We start from the raw sequence: 25908 nt of genomic DNA on the forward strand, positions 1-25908 counted from the left end.
TCATGCAAACTGCAAAGTTTATGCCAAAAAAAAGTTAACTGCGGCCGGCGCAGTTAACCTTTTTTAATAATTCATATTGTTCATTTGGTTTTGATTTTGGCCCTGGCCTTGGTTCTTGTTATTTTTCTTGAACATTTGCTGAATGCGTTCAAGTGTTTGAGGGGCTGCGTCTAAAATTTTCTCTATTAAATGAGTATTTTCATCTAAATGAAGCATTCTGATCCCTGTCGATCCGACAATTAAAAACGCGATCGGCGTAATGGACACACCGCCCCCGCTTCCGCCTCCGAAAGGAAGTTTCTGTTCTCTTGTCTCATCGTCTTCCGATTTCTTTTCGGCCGGCTTTCCGCCAAACTCGCTTCCGCCTGCGGCGAATCCGAATCCAACTTTAGAAACAGTTAAAATCACACTTCCATCAGGCGTTTCTACTGGATCTCCGATGATGGTGTTAACATCAATCATTTCCTTCAAGTTTTCCATTGCGGTTTTCATTAAACCTTGGATGGGATGGTCTGCCATATACGCTTCCTCCTTAAACTGATGAATCATTCTTTGAAGTCATTCTAGCCGACGGATTCTTCTTTAATACGGATAGCTCCCGTCCGTATTTGACGAATTTGAAAGCTGCAAGCATAGCATGTCCAAAGCGAAAAAAGAATATACACTGAAAATGGGTCTTGGAAACAGGGACTTGAAACGACGGGATCACCTCATAGACAGGTTTATTCACAAAGTCCAGGTGGTCGTAGAGCATTGCTGCGATACCGCCCTTCACACCCCATACAGCACCTGTTAACACACCTGTCACTGCCGCGTCCTGAATTCCGATAACTGTAATCCATTCCAGCTTTGTGATATGTAAATGCGCGAGAAAAGACGCGCTGATTTTCCGTAGTCTGGTGACCTGATGCAAAAGCATTTCGATTTTATTAATGCTTTGCTGCACATCGTTTTGTGTGATTTTCTTCTTTCCGCTGCTTTTTTTCATTTTAGATTCAGTTTTTTGTTTGATATCCACTGTTCCGTCTTCTTTGTTCAGCTTAATCGCCGGGATTGTTTTTTTGATCCTTATCAGGCCAAACAGCGCCGTAATCTTCAATGTCAATTTGTCATTATCATCGGCATGAAGATACTCCAGCGCAACATGGATTTTCATTCTGAGAAGCAGTACGACCCCTATGAGAATAAGAATGGCTGTCAGTGCATACACCATATTCTTCACTTCCTCTAGGAGCATTATCGCCAAATCCTAAAAAAATAAACCCGGACAGAGGTCCGGGTTATCAGTTATTTGCGGTATAATTTTTCATGCACCACGGTGGTATCCGCGATGTAATCATGAATTCCTTGTTTTGTAGGTGAAAAAGCAACAACGATATATAAAATCCAAATCTTATCAATATACCGTCCAACCACTTCACGAAAAATCACTGTACTCCATGTCAGCTTGCAATCTTGCTTCACAGAAACCACTTTGAGGCCGAACACCATTTTACCCAGCGTCTGCCTAAAGTATTTTGTCATGAGTGCGAAATAGGCAAGATAAACAATAAGCGTTGTCACACTGTAGGCCGAGAAGGTAAACATGCCGGATGTTTTCGGCAGATCCAATACGGTAAAAAGGGGAGAAACGAGTAAATGGTTTAATCCCCATACCACGAGCCAATCAAGCAGGAAAGCCCAGAAACGGACCCAAAAGCCGGCATAGGCATGTGTCAGCTGCTCCGCTTCTTGCGGGCCTTTGATGTCATTGCGCTCTAACTCTTCATATGTCGCGTCCATTATTGTTCCCTCCTACTTCGCATAGAGATACATCATTCTCGGCGAACCGGATTGCGAAAGCATTTCTCTCATATTTAAAAAATCAATTTCACTTTTAAACATTTTGTTTGCGCCCATGGAAAACAATGAGCCTAATCCGAAGCTTTCCTCATAAGAAATGACAGAAGCGTTTTTCAAATCCTTGTGATCCTTTTTCATCGCCGAAATAGTGTCATCATAAAAACCAAGCTCATCAACGAGATTCAGTTTTTTCGCCTGACGCCCGTCATACACGCGGCCGTCCGCAATTTTCTTTACCTCTGCTTTCGACATGCCGCGGCCTTTTGAAATAACATCAACAAAGCCCTCATACGAATTATCAACCATCGATTGCATGATGTTTTTTTCTTCTTTCGTCATCTCACGGGAAGGAGACATAATGTCCTTGTGAGCCCCGCTCTTAATTGTTTCAAAAGAAATGCCGAGCTTATCGGCAAGCTTTGAATAATTGACGCTTTCCATAATGACGCCGAGTGACCCGGTCAGGGTTTCCGGTGTCGCAAAAATCTTATCAGCCGCCGTTGAGATGTAATAGCCTCCGGAAGCTGCCATCGAACCCATTGATACGTAAATCGGTTTTTTTGTTTCTTTCTTGATTTCTTCCAGCTTCTTATGTATTTCAGCACTTTCATATACTCCGCCGCCCGGAGAATTCACCTTCAGAACAATGCCTTTGACCGCCTTGTCATCTTTTGCGCGCTCAAGGTTTTTTAAGAACGTTCTGTGGTTATATCCGTCTGCACCAAGCAGACTGCTTGAGTCCCCATTATCCTGGATGGTGCCGCTGACCTCTAATACGGCAATTTTACTTGAGAGACTGCCGTTTTCCAGCGTCTTTTCCTGCGATTCATCCGTCAATGATGTAAGATCCGTTTGAGCGCCTTTGACGCTTTCAAAGAAACTCATAGAGATGCTGACGATAATAGACACGCCGAAAATCCCCAGAGCTATCACTAATGCGATCCATCTTTTTGCATTCATTTTTTCTCCTCCTTTTTCCCAAACTCTCTCATTATACGATTCAATATGAAAAATGTTTCACTTCATGAGAAAGCTCCGGCTTAACGGGCTGCCGGCAAACGTGGTACACTTATGGCCAAAGGTATTTTATCACAAATACTGGATGGCAGAAAAACTTAAATATGACAGCAAAGGGGAAATGGGATATGACCGAACAACGCCGTAATGTTTATTTTTTTCACAAACAGGACCAGGAAACAAACGAACAAGCCCGCTCGTTAACACAATTGGCTGAAGAGCATGGATTTACCGTTGTGAACCAGCACTCAGATGCCAATATTATTGCCAGCATTGGCGGGGACGGCACATTTTTGCAGGCAGTCAGAAAAACGAATTTTCGCGACGACTGCTTGTACGTCGGCATTACCAAAAAGGGGAAAGCTCATTTATATTGCGACTTTCATAGTGATGAGCGAGAAAAAATGGTCGATGCCATGACGTTTGAACAAATTGAAGTCAGAAAATATCCGCTGATTGAAGTGACAGTGGATCATGCCAGTCCTTTTCACTGCTTAAACGAGGTATCCATCCGTTCAAGCATCATTAAAACCTTTGTGATGGACGTGCTGATTGACGATCTGCACTTTGAAACGTTTAGAGGTGACGGGATGATTATCTCAACGCCTACAGGCAGCACCGCCTATAACAAGTCTGTTGCAGGAGCGGTTGTTGATCCGCTGCTTCCATGCATGCAGGTATCAGAGCTGGCATCCCTTAACAATAACACCTACCGGACACTCGGCTCGCCATTTGTCCTCAGCTCTGACCGAAAGCTGACCCTTCGTGTGGTGCAAGACGGCAACGAACACCCAATCATCGGCTTGGACAACGAAGCACTCAGCACGAGAAATGTGAAAACGATCGAAATCAAACTGTCTAATAAAAAAATTAAAACAGTCAAACTAAAGGACAATTCATTTTGGGAAAAAGTGAAGCGTACTTTTTTATAAAAAATTAAAAGGACAGGCTGCTGCCTGTCCTTTTATGATTTCTCATATACTATCTGGCCGTTAATCACGGTTTTTTTAATATCTAAAAGATGAAGCTGTGCGGGGTCAATGGCAAACGGATCACCACTGAGAACTGTAAAATCCGCGTGATAGCCTTCCGCAATTTTTCCGCGTGACTTCTCTTTATAAATGATTCCGGCGCTTCCTTCTGTATAAAGCTTTATCGCTTCATATACAGATAAACATTCACTTTCATTATAGCTTGGCCCGTTATGCTCATGAATGCTCTTGCGAAGCACCGCGGACTGGATCCCAAGAAGCGGGTCAACAGGCTCAATCGGAGCGTCTGAACCGCCAGCGCATAAAATGCCTTTAGACATTAAGGTTTTCCAGGCAAATGCAGTCTTCATCCGGTCTTTTCCGAGACGGTCAATGACCCACGGAAAATCGCTTGCAACAAAATGCGGCTGAAGATCAAGCGCGATCGGCATGTTTGCTGCTCTCTCGATTAATTCGTTATCAAGCACTTGAGCATGTATAAGCCGATCATGCCGGCCGTTTTGGGGCGGATGCTTTTCTATTGCGTTGAGCACTTTTTCAAAAGCAAGATCGCCGATTGCATGAACAGCAACCTCCATCCCTTTTTCTCTCGCTTTGCGAATGAGCCGGCCAAGGGTTTCGTCATCATGAACCTGAACCCCCTGAGTTGATGGATCATCCTGATATGGTTCTTTCAATAAAGCTGTTCTCCCGCCAAGCGCCCCGTCCGCAAAGATTTTCATCGCTCCAAACTCCACATACGGGCCGGACGGCTTCTCCAGCTCCTCCCATCGGTCGACAGCCTCATGATGAACGAGCAGATGGCAGCGGAACGGATACTTTCCGCTAGCGGCAGCTTTCTCATAAGCTTTCATCGGCACCGAAACATCACCATAATAGGACAAGTCTTCCGAATGTCCGCCTGTCAGGCCTTTTGTCCAGCAGTCCTCTATTGCAGCCGTTAATGCCTCATCAACATAGTGCTGGGAGACTGGCGGGACAGCCTTCAGAATCAAATCCTGCGCCTTATCAAAAAGGAGGCCCGTCGGCTCTCCATTTGCATCTTTTACGATGACGCCGCCGTCAGGATCAGGAGTGTTTCTTGAAATTCCCGCCGCTTGAAGAGCCGCAGAATTAACGGCTATTGCATGCCTGCATACTCGCTTGAGCAAGACGGGCCTGTCTGGAAACAGGCGGTCTAGATCATGCTTATTTAAATAGTCCGGTGTCTCAAACTGATTTTCATTCCAGCCCTCTCCAATGAGCCACTCGTCTTCAGGAAGCTGCAGCTCTCTTTCCTTTGCAGCCTGTACAATCGCTTCTTTAGACGTCAGTGCGGACAGATCAAGCTGAAGCTGTTTTTCGCCGTGGCCGATCAAATGTAGATGGCTGTCAACAAAACCGGGGAACATCACTGCTCCATTCAGGCTGATTTCTTCTGTTTCCGGGGAGCCGTACTTTTCCTTCAGATGTTCATAGCTGCCGGTGCCTTTTATGACACCATCCTCAACATAAACTGCCTCTGTCCGATCGCCTTCTTCGAGCATCGTATAAATGAAACCGCCGTGCCATATCGCCTTCATTCACGTTCACTCTCTTTCTTTACGCCTTTTTATTGGCTTTGAGCTGTTCTTCACGTTTTCTTAATTCCACTCGTCTGATTTTTGCAGAAGCCGTTTTCGGCAGGCTTTCCACAAATTCAATTTCTCTTGGGTATTTGTATGGAGCGGTAATTGTCTTCACATGATTTTGCAGTATTTTGACAAGCTCATCACTTCGTTTTTCATGATTTTGCAGGACAACGTATGCCTTAACGATGGAGCCTCTGATTTCATCAGGGCTTGCGACAACAGCACACTCTTTTACTTCAGGGTGCTTAACAAGCGCGTCTTCCACCTCGAATGGCCCGATCGTGTAGCCGGAGCTGATAATGATATCGTCATTTCGGCTTTCAAACCAGAAGTAACCTTCCTCATCTTTTCTCGCTCTGTCTCCAGTTAGGAAATAATCGCCGCGAATTTGTGTTTTCATTCTTTCCGGATCTTTAAAATATTCCTTAAAGAGCGCAGGCGTGCTGAGGTGAACAGCGATATCGCCAACCTCACCAGGTTTGCAGACTTCACCGTCTTCATTAATGATTTCCACCTGATTTCCCGGTGTTGGTTTTCCCATGCTTCCCGGTTTAATAGCCGTATCTTTCAAAACACCGACTAAAAGCGTGCTTTCTGTTTGGCCGTATCCGTCCCGTACCTTAATGCCGAAGTGCTTTTGGAAAACATCAATGACTTCACGGTTGAGCGGCTCGCCTGCTGAAACAGCGCTGTGAAGGGCAGAAAGATCAAAGCGGTCCAAGCCTTCGACCTTCGCCATTAAGCGGTATTCTGTCGGCGTACAGCAGAAAACATTGATTTTGTAGCGGTTTAAAAGCTCTAAATATTTTTCTGCTTTGAATCTGCCGTGGTACACAAAACCCGTTGCTCCGCTGCCTAACACCGCTAAAAATGGACTCCACACCCACTTTTGCCAGCCTGGGGCAGCAGTCGCCCAGACGATATCCTTTTCAGAAATATCAAGCCAAGCGCCGGCAGAAGTTTTTAAATGAGCAAATGCCCATCCGTGTGTATGTACAACACCTTTCGGCTGACCTGTTGTCCCGGAAGTATAAGATAAGAAAGCCATATCATCTCTTGTTGTGTCAGCTGTTTTAAATTGGCTTCCGTCCGCTTCAATTGATAAGAGATTTTTCCAGCCGGCATCATTCTCACCAATAGACAGTGTAATCAGTTTGTCAGCCGTACTGACATCACGGAAAGCGCCGATAAATTCGGAATAGACAATGGCGCCTTTTACCTCTGCATGTTCAATTCGGTATTCAAGATCCTTCGCACGAAGCATTTCAGAGCACGGAATGACAACCATTCCAGATTTCAGGATAGCCAAATAAACTGCATAGGCTTCTAGCACCCGCGGAACCATTACAATCAGCTTGTCTCCCTTTTTAAATCCAAGATCAGCTAAGACCGCTCCGATTTTATTTGTTTCTTCCATCAGCTTTTCATAAGACCATGATTCTTGCTTGCCCGACTCGTCCTCCCATAGAAGAGCGGTTTTTTGTCCAGCGGCACTGAACTTTTCCATTTCATTCACTAAATTATATTGCATAGGGGCAATTAAATCTTCACGTTTTAACACGAACAACTCCTCACTTTCTCCACCCATTATACATAAATACAGGCTCTTTCCGTAAGGATATGCCTAAAAACAACCTCTGTAAACATAGATTTTATAGGCCGCTGGTCCTTTTTTATATGTAAAAAATGAAAAGGAGTGGGGATTCCCCCACTCCAAAGCCATTATGTGAAATTGTAAATTAGAATTGTCCTCCGCCCATGTTTTGTTGAGCAAAAGATACAAGACGTTTTGTGATCTCTCCTCCAACAGAACCGTTAGCGCGAGAAGTTGTGTCTGCTCCAAGGTTTACACCGAATTCAGAAGCGATTTCTAATTTCATTTGGTCGATCGCTTGAGCAGCTCCTGGTACTAAAAGGTTGTTGCTGTTACCTGAGTTATTGTTAGCCATGTGTCTCACCTCCTTGTGAGTATAGAATGTGTTAAAACACATGGCTTCATTCACAAAAACTTTGGTAATTGTATACAGGAGCTAGAAATGGCTTTAAAAGAGTTCAGCGAATTTATCGTTAGCCTCTTGTTCGCTATACAGGGTCATTGTTTCAATGTTATCAACCGCTTCTTGAATATACGGCTCGAAATCAACAAAGCTTTCAAAGTGTTCAATTTTTTCTTTTTTAGGGCGTGTTTTCGGGCTTGGCGGCGTAAAGATCGTGCAGCAATCTTCAAACGGCTGAATGCTTGTCTCATAAGTGCCGATTTCCCGTGATTTTTCGATGATTTCTGTTTTATCCATGGCGATTAACGGACGCAGAATCGGTGTTGACGTCACCGCATTAATCGCATACATGCTTTCAAGCGTTTGGCTCGCTACCTGACCGAGGCTTTCTCCCGTAATGATGGCAAGCCCGTTTCTCTTTTCTCTGATTCTGTCGGCGATCTGGAGCATAAGGCGGCGGGTTGCCGTCATCGTGTAATTTTCAGGAATTTGTTTTTGGATGAGCTCTTGCGTTTTTGTAAATGGAACGATATGAAGCGTCATGCTTCCCCCAAAACGGGACAGGCATTTTGCCAGATCCATTACCTTTTGCTTTGCGCGCTCACTCGTGTATGGCGGGCTGAAGAAATGAACAGCTTCTACCGACAGCCCCCGTTTCATCGCATAAAAACCGGCTACAGGACTGTCAAAACCGCCGGAAAGCATGAGCATCGCTTTTCCTGCTGAACCAACCGGCAGCCCGCCTGCACCTTTTTCATCACGAATTGTCAAAAATGTTGCTTCTTCCCTGATTTCGATTCTGAGCGGGATGTCTGGGTTGCGGACATCGACCGTCAAGCCTTCTGTATTTCGCAAAATATGGCCGCCGATTTCAGCGTTCATCTGGTTTGTATCTAATTCAAATTGTTTATACGCTCTCTTTGTCGCAACTTTAAACGTATCACCTGGTTTATACTGATCCTTGATAGCCTGCAAAGCAGTTGCCTTAATATCATCAAGGCGGCTGTCACACTTAATCGCCAGGCTGAAGCTTTGAATCCCAAACACCTGCTTTAAATGAGGAAAAAGAGCCTCAGGGTCCTCACCATTTAATGTAATCGTCATGCGATCCCTATTGGAAAAGTATTTCAAATTCGGATAGTCTTTCAAAACGAGTCTCACGTTTTGTTTTAAGCGCTCAATAAAGCTTTTTCTGTTTTTGCCTTTGGTCGAAATTTCCCCAAAACGAATTAATATATGATCGTAATTCATGTTCTACCTCATCATTTCCCTTAATTTTTTGATGCCAGGACGAAGCGCGTTTATAAACGGTTCTGCCACATCGCTTGTCTGGCTGTAATTTAAACTGATTCTGATGCTGCTTCCGGCAATCTGCTCTCCTTTGCCCATCTCTAAAAGAACCTTGCTGGGCTTATGTTCTTTTGCTGAGCAAGCAGACGTTGTGGAGACGAATATATCTTGTTCTTCAAGCATGTGTAAAAGCACTTCTGCTTTAATCCCCGGAACAGAGAAATTAATAATGTGCGGTGCGCTATTCATTTGAGGCGTGTTGATAACGACGCCCTCAATTTCACTCAGCCTTTTCATAAACAATTCCTTTGCGGCAGTCATCGTATCAAGCCGTGCAGCAAAATCAGCAGCGGCAAGATTAATGGCCTTGGCAAGCGAAACCGCACCCGCAGTATGTTCCGTTCCGGCCCGTATGCCTTTTTGCTGAGAGCCTCCCGTTATGAGCGGAATAAGGCGTGTTCCTTCTTTTATAATAAGTGCGCCTGTCCCCTTTAGACCGTGAAATTTATGCCCTGATATTGAACATAGATCAATGCCGGCCTTTTCAATTGCCAAGGGCACTTTATAGATGCCCTGCACATAATCAACATGAAACAAAATGTTCGAGTGCTCTTTCAGCACTTCTCCTGCCTCTTCAATCGGCTGCACGGAACCAACTTCATTGTTCACATGCATCATGCTGACTAGGACGGTATCGGGACGGATGGCTTTTTTTAGTTCTTCAATAGAAACAAATCCGTCTTCGTTTACAGAAAGATAAGTAACATCAAACCCGAACAACTCTTTCAGCTGTTCTAACGATTCCGTAACGGATGGATGTTCAATAGAAGTGGTAATGATATGTTTGCCTGTTTTTATTTTTGATAAAGCGGCTCCTTTTAAAGCCGCATTATTGGCTTCTGTGGCGCCTGACGTAAATACAATATCATATTTTTTTAGGCCTAAGGACCTTTTGATTTGATTTTTGGCTGCCTGGAGCAGCTGTTCCGTTTCGGCTCCATATCGGTGCAAAGATGAAGGATTGCCAAAATATTGGCTACTTGTCTGTTCATACACGTTCAAGACTTCATCATAAGGCTTCGTTGTTGAACTATTGTCTAAATATAACATCATTTTACTCCTTTAATATGAAAGCGATACAAAACTAATTTTATATGTTACCATAACAAATTACTGCTGAAAAAGTAAATAAAATTACTATTGACTTCTTCATGCATTCACCTATAATTAGATTTGTTACTTTCGTCATATTATCTGACAATTAATTGACAGAATATTCTACCATAGTAAAATTAGGAGGACTTATACATTATGAAATCATCACTATCAGCCAAGGAAACGATCGCGATTGGGCTTATGCTCTTTGCACTGTTCTTTGGTGCAGGAAATATGATATTTCCGCCGGAACTTGGACAAGCAGCCGGGGAAAATGTTTGGAAAGCGATGGCTGGCTTTCTCGTGACGGGTGTCGGTTTGCCACTTTTAGGTGTTGTAGCTGTCGCTTTAACAGGGACGGATGCCAAAGGCCTTGCTGATAAAGCACATCCGGTCTTCGGAACAATTTTTACTGTCGTTCTTTATTTAACAATCGGACCGCTGTTCGCGATTCCGCGGACAGGCACAGTCTCTTATGAGATTGCCGCTGTACCGTTTGTAAGCGGGATACCTTCTTGGGTCGCGCTGCTTGTTTTCACATTTATTTTTTTCGCTATTACGTACTATCTGGCTTTAAATCCTACAAAGCTTGTTGACCGTATTGGAAAAGTTTTAACACCTATTTTGCTTGCTGTTATTGCTATATTAGTCATCAAAAGCATCGTAACGCCGATGGGGGACATTCGGTCACCGCTTGAAGCGTATGCTTCCGGATCATTGTTTAAAGGATTTTTAGAAGGCTATAAAACAATGGATGCACTTGCTTCTATTGTGTTCGGAATTGTCGTTGTCAATGCTGTTAAGGACAGAGGCATCACCAGCCGTAAATCAGTTGCTTCTGTATGTATTAAAGCGGGACTTGTTGCAGCAGCGGGACTCGGTCTGGTTTACGTTTCACTCGCCTATTTAGGAGCAACAAGCACAGATTCTGTAGGACTCCTCGGTTCAGGAAGCAAAATTTTATCTGAATCTTCACAGCACCTGTTCGGATCATTAGGAAATATCATTTTAGGCGTCGCTATCCTATTCGCGTGCTTGACTACAAGCATTGGCCTTGTCTCTTCATGCGGAAATTATTTCTCAAAGCTGATTCCTTCTTTATCTTATAAAGCCGTTGTAACGATTGTCACTGTGTTCAGCTTTATTATTTCTAACTTTGGGTTGTCAAATATCATTTTGTTCTCAGTTCCTATTTTATCAGCTATTTATCCGTTAGCAATTGTTATCATTCTGCTTTCATTTATTGAAAAATCATTTAAAGGCAGACGTGAAGTATATATTCTTTGTTTGATCGCAACTGGTATTTTTAGCATTATCGATGGCCTGAATGCCGCAAGCATTCCGCTCGGTTCTTTAAATAAAGTTCTCAGTCAATCGCTGCCGCTTTACAGCTTAGGATTTGGCTGGGTCCTCCCTGCAATCATTGGAGGCGTTGCCGGTTATCTGATTTCTCTTGTTACCGGTTCGAATAAAAAACCAGCTAATATCAACTAGCGAAAACCAAAAAGCCTTATTGGATCCACATCCAATAAGGCTTTTTTATATTCTGAATACATATAAAAGGCCGAGCATGTATGCGCCGGCCTTTTATATACTCTTTATTGGTATTGATGCTCTTTTGTCTTTTGCGATTCTATTTTTCGGACAGCACCCGGTGCGGCTTTTTCAACTGCGGCTGCTGCTATTTCATACGCTTCACTGTAATCATATTCATAAAAACGTCTTTCCGCTTCTTTCAGCTGTTCAGATAAAATATGATTCTGGCTTCTGAACCGGTTTCCGAACTGAATGATTTTTTCAATGAGGATGACCTGCTCGACAAGTTCTTCTGATTCCCGGCTTGCCCTGTTGACGATATCTTCTGCTTGCTTCAAATGGGCTCCGGCTTCTTCCATATTTAATGGAAGTTCGTTTAGTTGATTGACTGTCTCTTGAATGTGATGATGCGCGTTCTCCAGCATCTCTTGAATATGGCCCGGAATGCCTGGAATGTTGCTTGTCTTCAGCAGTCTTGCTGTCTCAGAAATTGTTTTTTTCAAATTGCTGAGCGTCTCCCTCGCCTGAAGCTCTTCTTTTCTGAGCGCTTGCAGATTTTCACGATACTCGGCATGCTCTTTTTTCACTTCTTCAAGCTGCTTCTCTATTGAAGTAACTTCATCTACTAAAAGTGAGTAGGCGACATGCTCTGCATCAAGCTTATCTTTAACAGATGATAGCAGCTTGCCAATTCCATCAAGGCGCTTTTCAAAAGCCTGCTGTTTGCCGAGCTCGCCGGCTGTCAGCCTGTAGCTTTCCTTCACCAGCTCAGTTTCCGCCCTCGTATGCTCTTTCTCTTCTTTAAGCTTGTCATAAGCAATAATCAATTCAGGCATTTTGCTTAGTACAGATTGACCGGCTTCAACTTCGCCCTCCAGCTGCTGATAAACAGATTGAATATTTTCGTCAATAAGCTGCAGAATTGCGGACGCTTCATCAATATCCAGCTCAGTCATCAGGACATGCTCCGCCCGTTTTAACTGATTTGACAGATTTTCTAATTCCTTATCAAGCTGGATATGTTCAAGCTTGTACCCTTTTTCTTTCATCTCGGCATAGCCGTCCTTGAGCTTTGCAATCTGGCCTGGCACCGTCTGCTTACAATCAGCTAACAGCTTCGGCACGTCATCTATGTATGACTGAAGCCGGTCAAGATTCCGGTCCTGCTCAAGCAATACTTTTCGTGCAGTAATATAGTTTCCGCCTTCTGTTTCTTCTTCAAATTGTTTGATGCCGCTCCAAATTTCGTCCAGATCCTTTTCAAGGCTGTCATAAAGGTCCCCGTAAAGGTGGCTGTATGCCAGCAGGTTTTTTCGAGATTTCGAATAGCGCTCCCTCACCTGTTCAATCTCTTCACGGCTCTTTTCCTCACTTGTGACAAGGTCGCTGATTTCCCGAAGAATCTTTTCAATGCTTGATTCCGCCGCTGTCAGCAAGTCGTCGATATGAACGAGCACTTGATTGGCCTTTTTAAACCGGTATTTGTCTGCATTTTCCTCGGCATCATAAAGGAGCTCTTCAACTTTCGGCATGTGGGCTGTGACAATCTCATCCCATTCTTCACGCCACTTCTCAAAGAACTCTTCTGTCTGACCCGTCATTTTTAAATGTTTAATTTTGGACATTTCTTCCACGATCGACCGATTCAGAATTTCAATCTTCCACGATTCCAGCCGGTCGATTTCGGCGTAGATTTTTTTCCTGAAAAAGTAGCCTGCCGCAAACAGCGCAAGCAGTACAATTAATAATCCAATGACAAACTCCATAATGAGCCCCCTTGCTGTTTACCTTAATCTGTCAGGGTGTTTTATTTATTCAGAAAGATTTCAGGATATGTATTGAGAAAAACTGTCGTTTTCATTGTTATTATGATACCATGTAACAAACATTTTTTGACCAGAAATCAAAAACTTTTTGTGCAAAATCGGCAGGATTTTACTATTTTTTCATGGGGTGACATCAATGCAAAAGCGAGACGGACATATTCACACACCATTTTGCCCTCACGGCTCCAATGACACACTCAGACAATATGCAGAAGAAGCCTTAAAAAAAGGGTTCGAATCGATTACTTTTACCGAACACGCCCCATTGCCGCCCTCTTTCACCGATCCCACCCCGCTGAAGGACAGCGCGATGGCGCAAGCTTCTTTGGAACGCTATATTCATGAAATTTCCGGATTAAAAAAAGAGTATGGCGGACAGCTTTCTATCCGGACGGGGCTTGAAGTCGATTATATTGCTGGATTTGAAGATGAAATTACATTATTCCTGGATACATACGGGCCATATTTAGATGACAGCATCTTATCCGTTCATTTTTTGCGCACAGGCTCTTCCTATCTGTGCCTTGATTATGACGAGCATACCTTTAAAGAGCTGATTTCAGCCTGCGGAAGCATTGAAGCTGTATATGAACAATATTACCGGAGTATCTATTCTTCCATTGTAGCATCTCTCGGCGTCTATAAGCCAAAAAGAGTCGGTCACATCACACTCGTCCAAAAATTCATCAAGCTGTTTCCGTATAGCATGTCAGAGCATATTCGCGGTCTCGTTTCTGAGTGTCTGGATGCCATTGAAAAAAATGGAATGGAGCTCGACTTTAATACTTCCGGCTTAAGAAAAATGTACGCTGGCGGTATTTATATCGAGGATTGGATGCTGAATGAAGCGAAGCAAAAGAAGATCCCGCTTGTGTTTGGGTCTGATGCCCATCAAGCGGGAGATGTCGGATATGCGTATGAGGCGTTTTTGGAACGATGCTAATTGGTGAGCGCCACGTCTCCTGTCCGGAAGACGCTTTTGATCCAAATCTTGATCTCTTCAAAATACATTTTATAAAAATACGGCTCGTGCGGCTGCATGTAGAGCACTTCTGAAATATATTGAGGCTGGAGATAGGGCATCATCAAGAGAGATTTTAATTGAAGAATAAAATGAGGCAGCGGCAGTGTTAAATGTTCACGCTGTTTTTCTCCTTCCTCAATGATCAGCTGGAAGATATACTTTTCCTTCATTAAATATGTCGACATAATTTCCCTGATTAACGTGGAGTCAATTGTGACTTCCCGGTAGACAAAACGAGTTAATTGACGATGATTATGCTGATAGGATAAAATATCGAAAACCAATTGGAGAAGCTGTTCCTGCGTGCTTTGAGAACAGATATTGCTTGCCGCTGTTTCAAGCGTTTTGCTGTAGCCTTCATAAAACTCTGAAACTAAGTGTTCCATCAAGCCTCCTTTGCCTTTAAAATAGTAGGAGATGTGCGCAACATTTACATCAGCTGACTTTGCGATTTCACGGACAGACGTGCCAGAAAATCCTTTTTGGTTAAAAAGCATGACAGCAGATTCAATAATTTTGTCTTTGGTGCTTACTTTCATACGGCTCACTCCTTCCTCTTGATATTATTCAAGCAGGAAGCCGCTGTTCCTGTAAGAACTTATCGACAAATGCCGGCAGAAAAGCCGGAACTTTGTTTTATATTATAGAAAAAGTGAGGGTTTTCCATGTTCCATGTCGAAAAACAATCTGGAGATAAAGAAAAAGACTATCAGCTTCTGCTAAAACAGCTCGAAGCCATGACCGAAGACGAAACAGATCCAATAGCTAACTATGCAAATGCCTCAGCATTGCTGTATCATTCGCTGCCTGAGGTCAACTGGGCTGGTTTCTATTTTGCCAAAGAAGAGGATGGACAGCTTGTGTTAGGTCCATTCCAAGGCCTTCCGGCATGTGTACGGATTCCTTTCGGCAGAGGGGTTTGCGGCACAGCGTACGCAAACGGAAAAGTGGAGCGTGTGGAGGATGTAAACGCGTTTCCGGGACATATCGCCTGCGATGCAGCGTCTCAATCAGAAATTGTGCTTCCGATTCGTGTAGACGGAAAAATTGTCGGCGTCTTAGACATCGACAGCCCAGTGAAAAACCGTTTCGACGAAATTGATGAAAAATACTTAACTCAATTTGCCGAAAAGCTAGAAAAAGCATTAGCGCAGTAATATAAAAGCCCAAAACTGACATCGTTTTGGGCTTTTTTCATTTTATTGAATCATGAATCATCAAGCGGTTTTTCCCGCTCCGTTTCGCGCTATAGAGTGCTTCATCAGCTTCATGCACAAGCTCTTTAAGAGACTTTCTTGTTTCTGTCGTCCAGCAGGAGATACCGCAGGAAATGGTTACCTTGGGTTTCGTATTTTTTCTGACCGCATAAACCAGCCGCTCGGTAATCCGTTTCCCCACCGCAACCGGCACATTGGGCAAATAAACCGCAAGCTCCTCGCCTCCCCAGCGGGCACCGACATCATGCTTTCGGATGTTGCTTTTAATCACTGAAGCAACTTGAATTAAAATCTCGTCCCCAGTCTGATGGCCGTACGTATCATTTACATTCTTGAAATTATCAATATCAACAAGAATAAAAACACCCTTTTGGTGGATTTTCATGCTGTATTGAATTTTTTCATCTAAATACGCCCGTGAATACAGTTCAGTCAGCTGATCTGTTTTTACGAGATGCTCCAAACGGTCGCGAAGCATTGAATTGGTTACAGCCAGTGTCGCGTGATGAATCAGCGCCTGAAACAGCTTGTACATTTCAAATGTAAAAGCGTATAGCTCCTGTTTCAATAAAACCGCAAAGCCTAAAAGACGGTCGTTTTGAATCATCGGAGCAGCCATCAGCGAGCCGTACCCCGCCTGCCCAAAAACAGACTGGCCATTCCCGATGAAAACCCCTTTTTCACCTTCATACAGCTTTTCTTTCAGCTCATTATAAAAGTCTGATGGCTTCTGTTCTTTAAAAAATGCTGTGCTTCCTGGGAGCAATGCTAGATTTTCAAAATGGTCGATATGAAAAAATCCCACTTCTTCTGCCTGAAACGATTCTGCCATTCTCACAGCCAGATCATTCATTGTATCAGTCAGTGTCAGCCGCTGATTCAAGCGGCGTGATGTTTCATTGATCAATTCCAAATTTGCGATGCTTGCTTTTGATTGTTCGTAGAGCTGGGCATTTTCAAACGCTTTTCCCGCCGCGTTTGCTAACAGCGACATTTCATCAAGGCAGGAATCAGTAAGAAAGCTGTCGCCCGTTCCCTCAGCTTTCAAAACCCCATATGTGCCCTGCTGTCCTTTGATTGGAATATAGGCGGCCGATTCATTTTTTCGCAAAATATCCCCGGACAAATACACTTTGAGCGCAAAGGAATCGGATTTCTCCCCTTCCATATACAGCTCTTTTGCAGGAACCCCTAAACATTGATCTTGATCGTGCGATATAAATAAAGAAAACTCAAAAAGAGAAAATGTGCTTGTCAAGCTTTCTAAAAGCTGCTTCAGCACATCTGTCTGATCAAGCAGTGAATGGAACAGCTCTGTCATTTTGTATATTTTTTTTTGGTAGATCGTTTTGTTATAGAGTCTTTCTTGTTTCATCGACTGGTTTAAAAATGAAGCAACTACATCCGGAAGCCCTTCAGGAATCTCTTCATCCTGCCTGCAAGCAAGATGGAAACGCCTGCCTGAGCCGTCCTCTATCAGATAACATGAAGTGTTTATTTTTGAAACGGAAAAACGGGCTTCACCATCTGCCAGTTTTGTCACAAAGTCTGATGATGACGGTGTAAGCGAAACACAAAGGGTTGAAAAATAGGTTTGAATAGCCGAAGTCAGCCATATGAAAGAGTCGGTGAATGTGACTTTTTCCGATTTGGTTAATAAAAAATCGAGCATATGATAATGAAAGGCGGATAATTGATCTTTAGTTTGTTCTACCATGTTTTTATCACCTAAAAGTTTACCACTAATTTTTGTTTATTATATCATAAACGGTGAAGCAATAATGGAGGAACGGTTGACTTCAAAACAAATAAATTATATAATGACCTTTGTGTGAAATATTGCAGCCTTTTTGTTCAGCTTCTATGTTTTCATTTTGTTCCTTATCCATAAGGTGTATCGTGTAACTCTCTGCTGCTGGAGCGAGGATACATGAAAACAAAATGTGCATGGTCGAATAGAGCAGACGGTTTTTATTTTCCACAAAAATAAAACCAAAGGAGGAGTCACATTATGGCTCGCTATACAGGTCCATCTTGGAAACTGTCCCGCCGTCTAGGAATCTCTCTTAGCGGTACAGGAAAAGAATTAGAAAAACGCCCTTACGCTCCAGGCCCACACGGCCCAGGACAACGTAAAAAATTATCAGAATACGGTTTGCAATTGCAAGAAAAGCAAAAGCTTCGTCACATGTACGGTGTAAACGAACGCCAATTCCGCACTTTGTTTGACAAAGCTGGCAAACTAGCTGGTAAACACGGTGAAAACTTCATGGTTCTTTTAGATTCTCGTCTTGATAACGTTGTGTACAAGCTAGGTTTAGCACGTACTCGCCGTCAAGCTCGCCAATTGGTTAACCACGGTCACATTCTTGTAGACGGAAGCCGCGTTGACATCCCGTCTTACCAAGTAAAGCCTGGTCAAACAATCGGTGTTCGCGAAAAATCAAGAAACCTTTCTATCATCAAAGAATCTGTTGAAGTGAACAACTTCGTTCCTGAATACCTTACTTTCGACGCTGAAAAGCTTGAAGGTACTTTCACTCGTCTTCCTGAGCGTTCTGAACTTGCTCCGGAAATTAACGAAGCGCTTATCGTTGAGTTCTACTCTCGTTAATCGTTTTAAAAACCCCTGCCGCTATGCGGTTGGGGTTTTTTTATCGTCTGTTTCGTCTTTCGCCTCTTGCTGGCCAACACTATCTTGCGCCTGCCGCTCCCAATAATCCCGCTGTATCCGTTCTTTAGCAATCGTGCACATGAGATTCACGCTTTAGCGCTCCTTTCTTTTAAAAGGTGATGTGGTTGATCGTGTTTGCCCTATCTAATATACTCTTTTCCTTTCATTCCTATGCGGTAAACAAAAAGATCCTTTGCCTTCAGTGGCAAAGGATCTTTTTCTTATTTATATGTCACAAGGAAATATTTTTTCTTTCCGCGGCGCAGAACAGTAAATTGATTTTCGATACGGTCTTCAGCCGATAGGGTATAATTTATTTCTGTCTGGCGTTCGCCGTTAATGTAAACAGCTCCGTTTTGGATGTCTTCACGCGCTTGACGTTTAGAAGGAGATAATTTAGATTGCACCAACACATCTACAAGTGAAAGCTCTTGGCTGCTGTCAACTTCCATAGAAGGAACATCTTTAAAGCCTACCTTTACGTCTTGAGCGGAAAGCTCTTTAATATTGCCGCTGAACAGCGCTTGGGAGATGTTGATGGCTTGCTCCAGCGCCTCGCGTCCGTGAACAAGCGATGTCACTTCTTCTGCCAGGCGTTTTTGCGCTTCACGTTTTTCCGGCGCTGTTTCTGTTTTTTCAGCGTATGCTTCAATTTCCTCTTTTGATAGGAACGTAAAGTATTTCAAGTATTTGATAACATCACGGTCATCTGTGTTGATCCAGAATTGATAGAATTCATATGGTGATGTTTTTTCCTTATCAAGCCAGATCGCGCCGCCTTCCGTTTTTCCGAACTTCGTGCCGTCTGCTTTTGTGACAAGCGGAATCGTAAGGCCGAACGCTTTTGCTCCTTCTTCTTCTGATTTTCTGATCAGTTCAAGACCCGCTGTGATGTTGCCCCACTGATCGCTACCGCCGATTTGCAGTTTACAGTTTTTGTCTCTGTAAAGATTTAAGAAATCATAAGATTGAAGAATCATGTAGCTGAATTCCGTATACGAGATGCCGGATTCGATTCTTGAGCTGACCGTGTCTTTTGCCAGCATGTAATTGATGCCGAAATTTTTACCGACATCACGAAGGAAATCGATCACATTCATTTTGCCGATCCAGTCAAAGTTGTTTGCGATGACAGCTGGGTTTTCTGCTGCGTCAAAATCTAGAAATCTGGACAGCTGGTTTTTGATTTTTTGGGACCATTCGGAAACGATGTCAGCAGTGTTTAAAGTACGCTCTGCTTTTTTTCCGCTTGGATCACCGATGAGGCCCGTAGCGCCGCCAACAAGTGCAATCGGATGATGCCCTGCAAGCTGAAAACGGCGAAGTGTTAAAATAGGCAGCAAGTGTCCGATATGCAAGCTGTCTGCTGTCGGATCAAAACCTGAGTACAAGCGGATCTTTTCTTCATTCAGCTGTTTATTTAATCCCTCTTCATCTGTCATTTGCTGAATCAATCCGCGGAAGGATAAATCTTCAAGTAAGTTTGTCATAAGATAAAGCTCCTTTTTTGATTAAAATAAAAAACGCCCCTTCGTTTACACGAAGGGACGATTGATTATCGCGGTACCACCCTACTAATAAGAGAATGCAAAACATTCGCCTTATCACTTTGCCTGATAACGGATCAGGTCCGTTCTTTCACTACTGAAAGCCTGGCCGGCTTTGTTTGCAAAAGCGGTTCATGAGTGTATTCGATATATCCGTCTGTGCTGATTTTCACCGGCCATCAGCTCTCTGGAACGTAAGGATATTCTACTTGTCTCAATCTTTACCTTTTCATATGAAGCTATATCATTTTTAACATAAATAAAATCCCGTGTCAACGTCGCCTTTTAATCCTCCATCGTTGACAGATCACCGGCTGGGAGATTAAGCTCCCATGCCTTCAGCACGCGTCTCATGATCTTTCCGCTTCGGGTTTTCGGAAGCTTATCTTTAAATTCAATCTCACGCGGAGCCGCATGGGCTGCAAGACCCTGCTTTACAAATAGGCGGATCTCTTCTTTCAGTTTGTCAGACGGCTCAAATCCTTCTCTGAGTGCAATAAAGGCTTTAATGATTTCTCCCCGTACCGGATCAGGCTTTCCGATTACACCCGCTTCTGCAATGGCCGGGTGTTCGACAAGCTTGCTCTCCACTTCAAATGGACCTACGCGCTCACCGGAGGTCATGATGACGTCATCTACTCTGCCTTGGAACCAGAAGTATCCCTCTTCATCCATGTAAGCAGAATCACCAGACACATACCAGCCGCCAGGCATGAAATACGATTCATACTTTTCAGGGTTATTCCAAATGGTATGCATCATGGAAGGCCAGCCCTTTTTGATAGCGAGATTGCCCATTCGGTATGGCGGAAGCTCATTTCCTTGATTGTCAACGATCGCAGCCTCCACTCCCGGAATCGGCTTACCCATCGAACCGGGTTTAATATCCATGCAAGGATAATTGCAGATGAGCTGACTGCCCGTTTCGGTCATCCACCATGTATCATGGATTCGTTTGTTAAAAACTTTGTGTCCCCATCTGATGACCTCCGGATTTAGCGGCTCACCGACACTGAGTACATGCCGGAGTGAGGTTAGATCATATTTCGCAGCCATTTCATCTCCCGCTCCCATCAGCATCCGAAAAGCGGTCGGCGCGCTGTACCAGACATTGACGCCAAGCTGTTCAATCGTTCCATACCAGCTTTCCGGGCTGAAACGTCCGCCGACGATGACATTTGTCGCCCCGTTCAGCCACGGTGCAAAAATGCCGTATACCGTACCTGTCACCCAGCCTGGATCAGCCGTGCACCAATAAATGTCTTCTTCCTTTAAATCAAGGACCCACTTTCCTGTTTGATATTGCTGAATCATCGCTTCATGGACATGCAGCACACCCTTTGGCGTTCCAGTGGAACCTGATGTATAGTGAAGCAGAAAACCATCTTTTTTATCCATCCATTCGATATCCAGTCTTGTGCTCTCCTGTTTCGCTGCTTCATCATAATTGATGAGGTTTGTACCGCTCTCAGCCTCTCCGCCGACTACGAATATATGCTGCAAGTGAGGCAGTTTGTCTGCCGGTATCCTCTCCAGCAGCTCAGGCGTTGTGACAACAACCTTTGCCTCACTGTTTTCAAGCCGGTCCTTCACCGCTCCCTCCATAAATGCTTCGAACAGCGGCCCGGCGATGGCGCCAATTTTGATAGCGCCAAGCATAATAAAATAAAGCTCGGGTGATCTCGGCATAAAAATAAAAACGCGGTCCCCTTTTTCCACATTTCCATACCGTCTCAGCACATTCCCGGCTCTGTTTGATTCTTCCTTCATTTCTTTAAATGTGTATTTTTCATCCCGTTTTGCGTCTTTATAATAAAGTGCTACTTTGTTTTTTCGAAACGATTCGGCATGGCGGTCAATCGCTTCATACGCCGCATTCAGTTTCCCTGTCTCATGCCAAGAGAAATGTTTCTCTGCCTCGGCCCAATCAAAATGCCGGTACGTTTCTTCATAGTTTTTTAAGTTATGATCCCCCTCTATTGCTGGTAACGCTTTCAAATTCATGCCCAAACATCCCCCTTTGCTGAAGTTGTCACAATTATTATAGTATAAATTCATATTCTTCTCAATTTTTAAAATATAAACCATGTTGAAAACGCTTTATATTTTGGTATTCTTAAAGAAGGCATGTATTTTTATAAGAATTGATGGGACGGTGAATTAGTGGAACATCATAAAACATACCATTCAGCAAACATCAAAACAGCAACCGGCTCTTTACTGATAGAAGGGCCTGTCTCTCCAGAGGATTTGGCAGGTTATGAGTTTCATAAAGATTTAACCGCATTTCGCCCGCCTCGCGAGCAGCATGAAGCGCTAGTCGATATTGCAGGCCTTCCAGAAGGGCGCATTATTATTGCCAGAGACGGCCGAACCATTGTCGGCTATGTCACGTATTTATATCCTGACCCGCTCGAAAGATGGTCTGAAGGAAATATGGAGGATTTGCTTGAGCTCGGAGCCATCGAAGTAGCGCCGGACTATCGGGGATGCGCTGTCGGAAAGACCCTTCTGACCGTCAGCATGATGGATGAACAAATGGAAAACTATATTGTGATGACAACAGAATATTACTGGCATTGGGATTTAAAAGGGATGAAAAAAGATGTGTGGGAATACAGAAAGATCATGGAAAAGATGATGAATGCAGGCGGATTGGTCTGGTTTGCAACGGATGAGCCGGAGATCAGCTCCCACCCTGCAAACTGTCTGATGGCCCGCATCGGAAAAAACGTCAGCCAAGAATCAATTGAACAATTTGACAGGCTCCGTTTTTATCATCGTTATATGTATTAACTGACACTGACAAAGGGGAAAAAATAATGATTGTTGAGCAAATCATGAAAAGAGATGTCATTACATTAACGAAGACGGATACGCTTGAAACAGCAATATGCAAACTGAAGGAATTCCATATCAGGCATCTGCCTGTTGTAGATGAAGAACGACACGTGATCGGCATGATTACAGACAGAGACATGAAACAGGCGAGCCCCAGTATTTTTGAAGAAAACAAACGAAGCCTATTTCTCACACGAAGCGTAGATTCAATTATGAAAAAAGAGGTCGTGTGCGCCCACCCGTTAGATTTTGTCGAAGAAATATCTGCGGTGTTCTACGAGCATGGCATCGGCTGCCTTCCAGTCGTACAGCATCAAAAATTAGTAGGCATTTTGACAAAAACCGATTTGCTGCGGACGTTTGTCAAATTGACAGGCGCTGACCAGCCGGGCTCGCAAATTGAAATAAAAGTAAACGACATCACCAAAAGCCTCGCTGAGATCAGCAGCCTTTGCCAAGACCTTCAAGTGAAAATATTAAGCGTGCTTGTTTATCCGCATGACGATCCCGGTGTAAAAGTGCTCGTCTTCCGTGTAAAAACGATGAATCCGCTGCCGTTTTTGCAGGAACTGCAAAGAAATGGGCACCACGTCGTATGGCCGTCAGAGCAAAGGGATCTGCTATGAGAGACAGTGTATTTATCTATTCTCCATCCTATCAAACCTACATGTTTCATCAAGAGCATCCCTTTAATCAGCAGCGGGTTCTGTTAACATATGATTTGCTTCAGACGATCAATGCCTTTGATGATGGAGACATTGTCAGTCCCAGACTCGCCTCAGAAGAGGAGCTAGCCCTTGTCCACACGGATGATTACATTCAGGCCGTAAAGCTTGCGGGCGCCGGAAAGCTTCCCGCTGAAGAAGGAGAAAGCTACGGGCTCGGCACTGAAGATACACCCGTCTTTGCCGGCATGCACGAAGCGGCATCACTCTTGGTCGGCGGCACTTTAACGGCCGCAGACTGGGTCATGTCAGGACAAGCCCTGCATGCGGCAAACCTTGGTGGAGGGCTTCATCATGGCTTTCGCGGGAGAGCCTCAGGGTTTTGCATATACAACGACAGCGCTGTGGCGATTCAATATATCCAGAAAAAATACAGCGCCAGAGTGCTTTATATTGATACAGACGCCCACCACGGGGACGGTGTGCAATTTACATTTTACGATAATCCTGACGTATGCACGCTGTCCATTCATGAAACAGGAAGGTATTTATTCCCCGGAACCGGCCAGATCCAGGAAAAAGGCAGCGGAAAAGGATATGGCTATTCCTTTAATATCCCGCTTGACGCTTTTACAGAGGATGATTCTTTTCTTGAAGCTTACCGGACAGCAGTTTCAGAAGTCGCCGCGTATTTCGAGCCCGATGTCATTATCAGCCAAAACGGCGCCGATGCCCATTACTACGACCCGCTGACGCATTTATCAGCAACAATCAATATATACGAAGAAATTCCCCGGCTTGCACATACTTTGGCTCACCAATATTGCGGAGGGAAATGGATTGCAGTCGGAGGCGGCGGATATGATATTTGGCGAGTTGTCCCCCGCGCCTGGGCCAGAATATGGCTTGAAATGAAGGGGATTGATCCGGGACACGAGATCCCGCCGGAATGGATCGCTAAATGGCAAAAACAATGCCCTGTCTCCCTGCCGTCCAGCTGGAGCGATCCGGCTGATTTATATCCTCCGATTCCCCGCAAACCTGAAATTACAGAAAAAAATGCCCAAACCGTCAGCAAAGCATTATATGCGATACGGTCCGAGCAACAACGAACAAAGTAAAAAACGACCTTCACGAAGAGGTCGTTTTTGATTTTTTGATGACGATTTCCACACGTCGGTTTTCTTTCATGTGTTCGTTTGTCTTATTGTCCTTTACAGGCTTTGTATCCGCATAACCGACAGCAATAAAGCGCTTCGAGGGAAGTTTCTCTTTTGATGTGAAGTATTGAATCACTCCGCTTGCCCTTGCTGCTGATAGCTCCCAGTTCGACGGATATCGGTATGTCGAAATGTTTCGGCTGTCTGTATGGCCTTCGACTTGAATGTCATTTGGAATGGTTTGAAGAAGTACGGCGATTTGGTGAAGAAGTGTTTCAGCATTTTTCAGCACCTTTGCCTCACCTGTATCAAACAGCACCGCCTCCTGCAGAACGAGCACGACACCGCGTTCATCCCGTTTGGCTGTCATTTGGGCCTTCAAGTGATTGTCTTTTATATATGTATTTACTTTCTTGAGAAGCTGATCCTGCTGATCCGCTTGCTTCTTCGCATCGGATGGAGGTGTTTTCTTTTTTTCTATGGACGTTTGGTCCGGCTGAAGCCCGCCGCCATCCTTCTGAATCGAATCGACTGCCGCTTTAAATTTTTGAAGATCGATTTGGGACATCGAAAAAAGCAAAATAAAGAACACAAGGACCAGGGTGATCAAATCTGTAAAGGTAACCATCCAGCTGGATGAAGATTGACTGTTTTTCCCGTTTCCGTTCCTTCTTTCAAAACGTTCTCTTCTAAGCTTCATGTATAGATCCCTTTTTTGTTTTTACTTGATTCGGCTGTTTCTGCCATTCTTCCCGTGAACTGAAAACGACCAGCTGGCTTTCAAGGTTGCGCGGGTTTTTTCCGGATTGAACACCGATAATCCCTTCCACCATTACCTGTTTGATGAAAATTTCACTTTCTGTTTTCTCTTCAAGCTTTGACGCGATTGGGTTGAAGACCATATTGGCCAGTAATGAACCATATAAAGTCGTCAGAAGCGCAACTGCCATATTCGGTCCGAGCATATGCGGATCATTTAAGTTTTTGAGCATCAGCACGAGCCCGACGAGTGTTCCGATCATTCCCCACGCCGGAGCAAATTCTCCCGCTTTTTCAAAAACACGCCGTCCTTTGCGGTGCCGTTCCTCCATTGCTGCGATTTCTGAATCCATGACAAGCCGAATCGTTTCTTCATCCCAGCCGTCAATTGCTAAAAGCAGCCCTTTTTTCAAGAATGGATCTTTGATTCCCCGAGCCTGATCATCCAATGATAAAAGCCCATGTTTACGCGCGTGATCGGAAAGGGAGACAAAGGTTTTCACAAGATCTTTCACATTGTCTTCCTGGCGGATGAATGCCTGCTTTAATACAGAGGGCGCTTTTTTCAGCTCTCTTGGCGGAAAACTGATAAAAACAGCGGCGCATAGTCCCCCTGTTACGATGAAGAAAGAGGTTAGATCAAGAAAAGAGCGGAAACCGCTTACTCCCGATCCCGAAATAATCCCGATAACAATAATAATCGTTCCTAACACAAATCCAACAGGTGTAAGATAATCAAAACGTTTCATCATTTCT

At 44.0% G+C, this 25908-nt stretch carries 25 protein-coding genes and 1 other annotated feature; of the genes, 8 read left to right on the plus strand and 17 right to left on the minus strand.

Annotated features, from left to right (window positions below; all coding sequences use genetic code 11):
- Window positions 1-63: 63 nt before the first annotated feature.
- From ytfJ to sppA, 4 genes are all read right to left on the minus strand, one after another.
- Window positions 64-519, minus strand: a complete 456-nt coding sequence (ytfJ, locus tag ACQXR1_RS12160) for a GerW family sporulation protein (RefSeq protein WP_003223504.1) — start codon at window positions 517-519, stop codon at window positions 64-66.
- A gap of 13 nt (window positions 520-532) precedes the next feature.
- A complete protein-coding gene (locus ACQXR1_RS12165; RefSeq protein ID WP_430772242.1) occupies window positions 533-1213 on the minus strand; it encodes a DUF2953 domain-containing protein in 681 nt (226 codons plus the stop codon).
- 74 nt (window positions 1214-1287) lie between these two features.
- Window positions 1288-1782 (minus strand): RDD family protein, encoded by a 495-nt coding sequence (locus ACQXR1_RS12170; RefSeq protein ID WP_128738120.1) that lies wholly within the window; start codon window positions 1780-1782, stop codon window positions 1288-1290.
- Window positions 1783-1794: 12 nt separating this feature from the next.
- On the minus strand, window positions 1795-2802 hold the full coding sequence (gene sppA, locus ACQXR1_RS12175; RefSeq protein ID WP_147772362.1) for a signal peptide peptidase SppA: 1008 nt from the start codon (window positions 2800-2802) through the stop codon (window positions 1795-1797).
- A 185-nt stretch (window positions 2803-2987) separates the two neighbouring features.
- On the opposite strand from sppA, the gene ACQXR1_RS12180 reads away from it, so the two are divergent.
- Complete coding sequence (locus ACQXR1_RS12180) at window positions 2988-3791, plus strand: NAD kinase (protein WP_040082141.1); 804 nt, start codon at window positions 2988-2990, stop codon at window positions 3789-3791.
- A 32-nt stretch (window positions 3792-3823) separates the two neighbouring features.
- On the opposite strand, the gene ACQXR1_RS12185 is transcribed toward ACQXR1_RS12180, so the two are convergent.
- The 5 genes from ACQXR1_RS12185 to ACQXR1_RS12205 all read right to left on the minus strand — a co-directional run bounded on the left by ACQXR1_RS12185 (window position 3824) and on the right by ACQXR1_RS12205 (window position 9858).
- Window positions 3824-5413, minus strand: coding sequence for an amidohydrolase (locus tag ACQXR1_RS12185; protein ID WP_326272943.1), 1590 nt, complete (start codon window positions 5411-5413; stop codon window positions 3824-3826).
- Between the two features lie 19 nt (window positions 5414-5432).
- On the minus strand, window positions 5433-7022 hold the full coding sequence (mbcS, locus tag ACQXR1_RS12190; protein ID WP_014664988.1) for an acyl-CoA synthetase MbcS: 1590 nt from the start codon (window positions 7020-7022) through the stop codon (window positions 5433-5435).
- 178 nt (window positions 7023-7200) lie between these two features.
- Window positions 7201-7410: an alpha type acid-soluble spore protein SspA gene (gene sspA, locus ACQXR1_RS12195; RefSeq protein WP_003223491.1), complete on the minus strand. Its 210-nt coding sequence runs from the start codon at window positions 7408-7410 to the stop codon at window positions 7201-7203.
- A 93-nt stretch (window positions 7411-7503) separates the two neighbouring features.
- Window positions 7504-8709 (minus strand): tRNA uracil 4-sulfurtransferase ThiI, encoded by a 1206-nt coding sequence (gene thiI / locus ACQXR1_RS12200; RefSeq protein WP_014664989.1) that lies wholly within the window; start codon window positions 8707-8709, stop codon window positions 7504-7506.
- Window positions 8710-8712: 3 nt separating this feature from the next.
- Window positions 8713-9858 (minus strand): cysteine desulfurase family protein, encoded by a 1146-nt coding sequence (locus tag ACQXR1_RS12205; RefSeq protein ID WP_326272940.1) that lies wholly within the window; start codon window positions 9856-9858, stop codon window positions 8713-8715.
- Between the two features lie 201 nt (window positions 9859-10059).
- Between ACQXR1_RS12205 and brnQ the strand changes: the two genes are divergently transcribed.
- On the plus strand, window positions 10060-11397 hold the full coding sequence (gene brnQ, locus ACQXR1_RS12210; RefSeq protein ID WP_040082135.1) for a branched-chain amino acid transport system II carrier protein: 1338 nt from the start codon (window positions 10060-10062) through the stop codon (window positions 11395-11397).
- Window positions 11398-11501: 104 nt separating this feature from the next.
- Here brnQ and ezrA read toward each other — a convergent pair whose 3' ends face one another.
- On the minus strand, window positions 11502-13205 hold the full coding sequence (ezrA, locus tag ACQXR1_RS12215; RefSeq protein WP_326272938.1) for a septation ring formation regulator EzrA: 1704 nt from the start codon (window positions 13203-13205) through the stop codon (window positions 11502-11504).
- 196 nt (window positions 13206-13401) lie between these two features.
- Between ezrA and hisJ the strand changes: the two genes are divergently transcribed.
- Complete coding sequence (hisJ, locus tag ACQXR1_RS12220; RefSeq protein WP_136654343.1) at window positions 13402-14208, plus strand: histidinol-phosphatase HisJ; 807 nt, start codon at window positions 13402-13404, stop codon at window positions 14206-14208.
- Here hisJ and refZ read toward each other — a convergent pair.
- Complete coding sequence (refZ, locus tag ACQXR1_RS12225) at window positions 14205-14828, minus strand: transcriptional regulator RefZ (protein ID WP_014664994.1); 624 nt, start codon at window positions 14826-14828, stop codon at window positions 14205-14207. The two genes, hisJ and refZ, sit on opposite strands and share 4 nt — an antisense overlap.
- A 126-nt stretch (window positions 14829-14954) precedes the next feature.
- Here refZ and ACQXR1_RS12230 point away from each other — a divergent pair, with 126 nt between their 5' ends.
- Window positions 14955-15446, plus strand: a complete 492-nt coding sequence (locus ACQXR1_RS12230; RefSeq protein ID WP_243572125.1) for a GAF domain-containing protein — start codon at window positions 14955-14957, stop codon at window positions 15444-15446.
- A gap of 37 nt (window positions 15447-15483) precedes the next feature.
- Here the strand turns inward: ACQXR1_RS12230 and ACQXR1_RS12235 are convergent, their stop codons facing one another.
- Complete coding sequence (locus ACQXR1_RS12235) at window positions 15484-17223, minus strand: diguanylate cyclase domain-containing protein (protein WP_430772243.1); 1740 nt, start codon at window positions 17221-17223, stop codon at window positions 15484-15486.
- Between the two features lie 294 nt (window positions 17224-17517).
- Between ACQXR1_RS12235 and rpsD the strand changes: the two genes are divergently transcribed.
- Window positions 17518-18120, plus strand: a complete 603-nt coding sequence (rpsD, locus tag ACQXR1_RS12240; RefSeq protein WP_014664997.1) for a 30S ribosomal protein S4 — start codon at window positions 17518-17520, stop codon at window positions 18118-18120.
- A gap of 21 nt (window positions 18121-18141) precedes the next feature.
- On the opposite strand, the gene sr7p is transcribed toward rpsD, so the two are convergent.
- From sr7p to acsA, 3 genes are all read right to left on the minus strand, one after another.
- Entirely contained in the window at window positions 18142-18270 is a 129-nt protein-coding gene (sr7p, locus tag ACQXR1_RS12245) for a small protein SR7P (RefSeq protein ID WP_041521401.1), read from the minus strand.
- Window positions 18271-18401: 131 nt separating this feature from the next.
- Window positions 18402-19670 carry a tyrosine--tRNA ligase gene (gene tyrS / locus ACQXR1_RS12250; RefSeq protein WP_095432436.1) on the minus strand — a complete coding sequence of 423 codons (1269 nt, stop codon included), beginning with the start codon at window positions 19668-19670 and terminating at the stop codon, window positions 18402-18404.
- A gap of 50 nt (window positions 19671-19720) precedes the next feature.
- Window positions 19721-19958: a binding site (T-box leader), on the minus strand.
- Window positions 19959-20012: 54 nt separating this feature from the next.
- Window positions 20013-21731: an acetate--CoA ligase gene (gene acsA, locus ACQXR1_RS12255; protein WP_014665001.1), complete on the minus strand. Its 1719-nt coding sequence runs from the start codon at window positions 21729-21731 to the stop codon at window positions 20013-20015.
- A gap of 159 nt (window positions 21732-21890) precedes the next feature.
- On the opposite strand from acsA, the gene acuA reads away from it, so the two are divergent.
- Genes acuA through ACQXR1_RS12270 form a run of 3 tightly spaced genes read left to right on the plus strand, consistent with a single transcriptional unit; the run spans window position 21891 to window position 24354 of the window.
- Window positions 21891-22523, plus strand: coding sequence for an acetoin utilization protein acetyltransferase AcuA (gene acuA, locus ACQXR1_RS12260; RefSeq protein WP_014665002.1), 633 nt, complete (start codon window positions 21891-21893; stop codon window positions 22521-22523).
- A gap of 26 nt (window positions 22524-22549) precedes the next feature.
- On the plus strand, window positions 22550-23194 hold the full coding sequence (locus ACQXR1_RS12265; RefSeq protein WP_014665003.1) for an acetoin utilization AcuB family protein: 645 nt from the start codon (window positions 22550-22552) through the stop codon (window positions 23192-23194).
- Window positions 23191-24354 (plus strand): acetoin utilization protein AcuC, encoded by a 1164-nt coding sequence (locus tag ACQXR1_RS12270; protein ID WP_069840130.1) that lies wholly within the window; start codon window positions 23191-23193, stop codon window positions 24352-24354. Before ACQXR1_RS12265 ends, ACQXR1_RS12270 begins: the two co-directional genes overlap by 4 nt.
- A gap of 10 nt (window positions 24355-24364) precedes the next feature.
- On the opposite strand, the gene motS is transcribed toward ACQXR1_RS12270, so the two are convergent.
- Together motS and motP are read right to left on the minus strand one after the other, a co-directional pair.
- Window positions 24365-25093, minus strand: coding sequence for a flagellar motor protein MotS (motS, locus tag ACQXR1_RS12275; RefSeq protein WP_014665005.1), 729 nt, complete (start codon window positions 25091-25093; stop codon window positions 24365-24367).
- Window positions 25083-25901, minus strand: coding sequence for a flagellar motor protein MotP (gene motP / locus ACQXR1_RS12280; protein ID WP_071581142.1), 819 nt, complete (start codon window positions 25899-25901; stop codon window positions 25083-25085). Before motP ends, motS begins: the two co-directional genes overlap by 11 nt.
- Window positions 25902-25908: the final 7 nt, after the last annotated feature.

Source organism: Bacillus sp. ATD, assembly GCF_050585765.1.
GTDB classification, from domain to species: domain Bacteria; phylum Bacillota; class Bacilli; order Bacillales; family Bacillaceae; genus Bacillus; species Bacillus stercoris.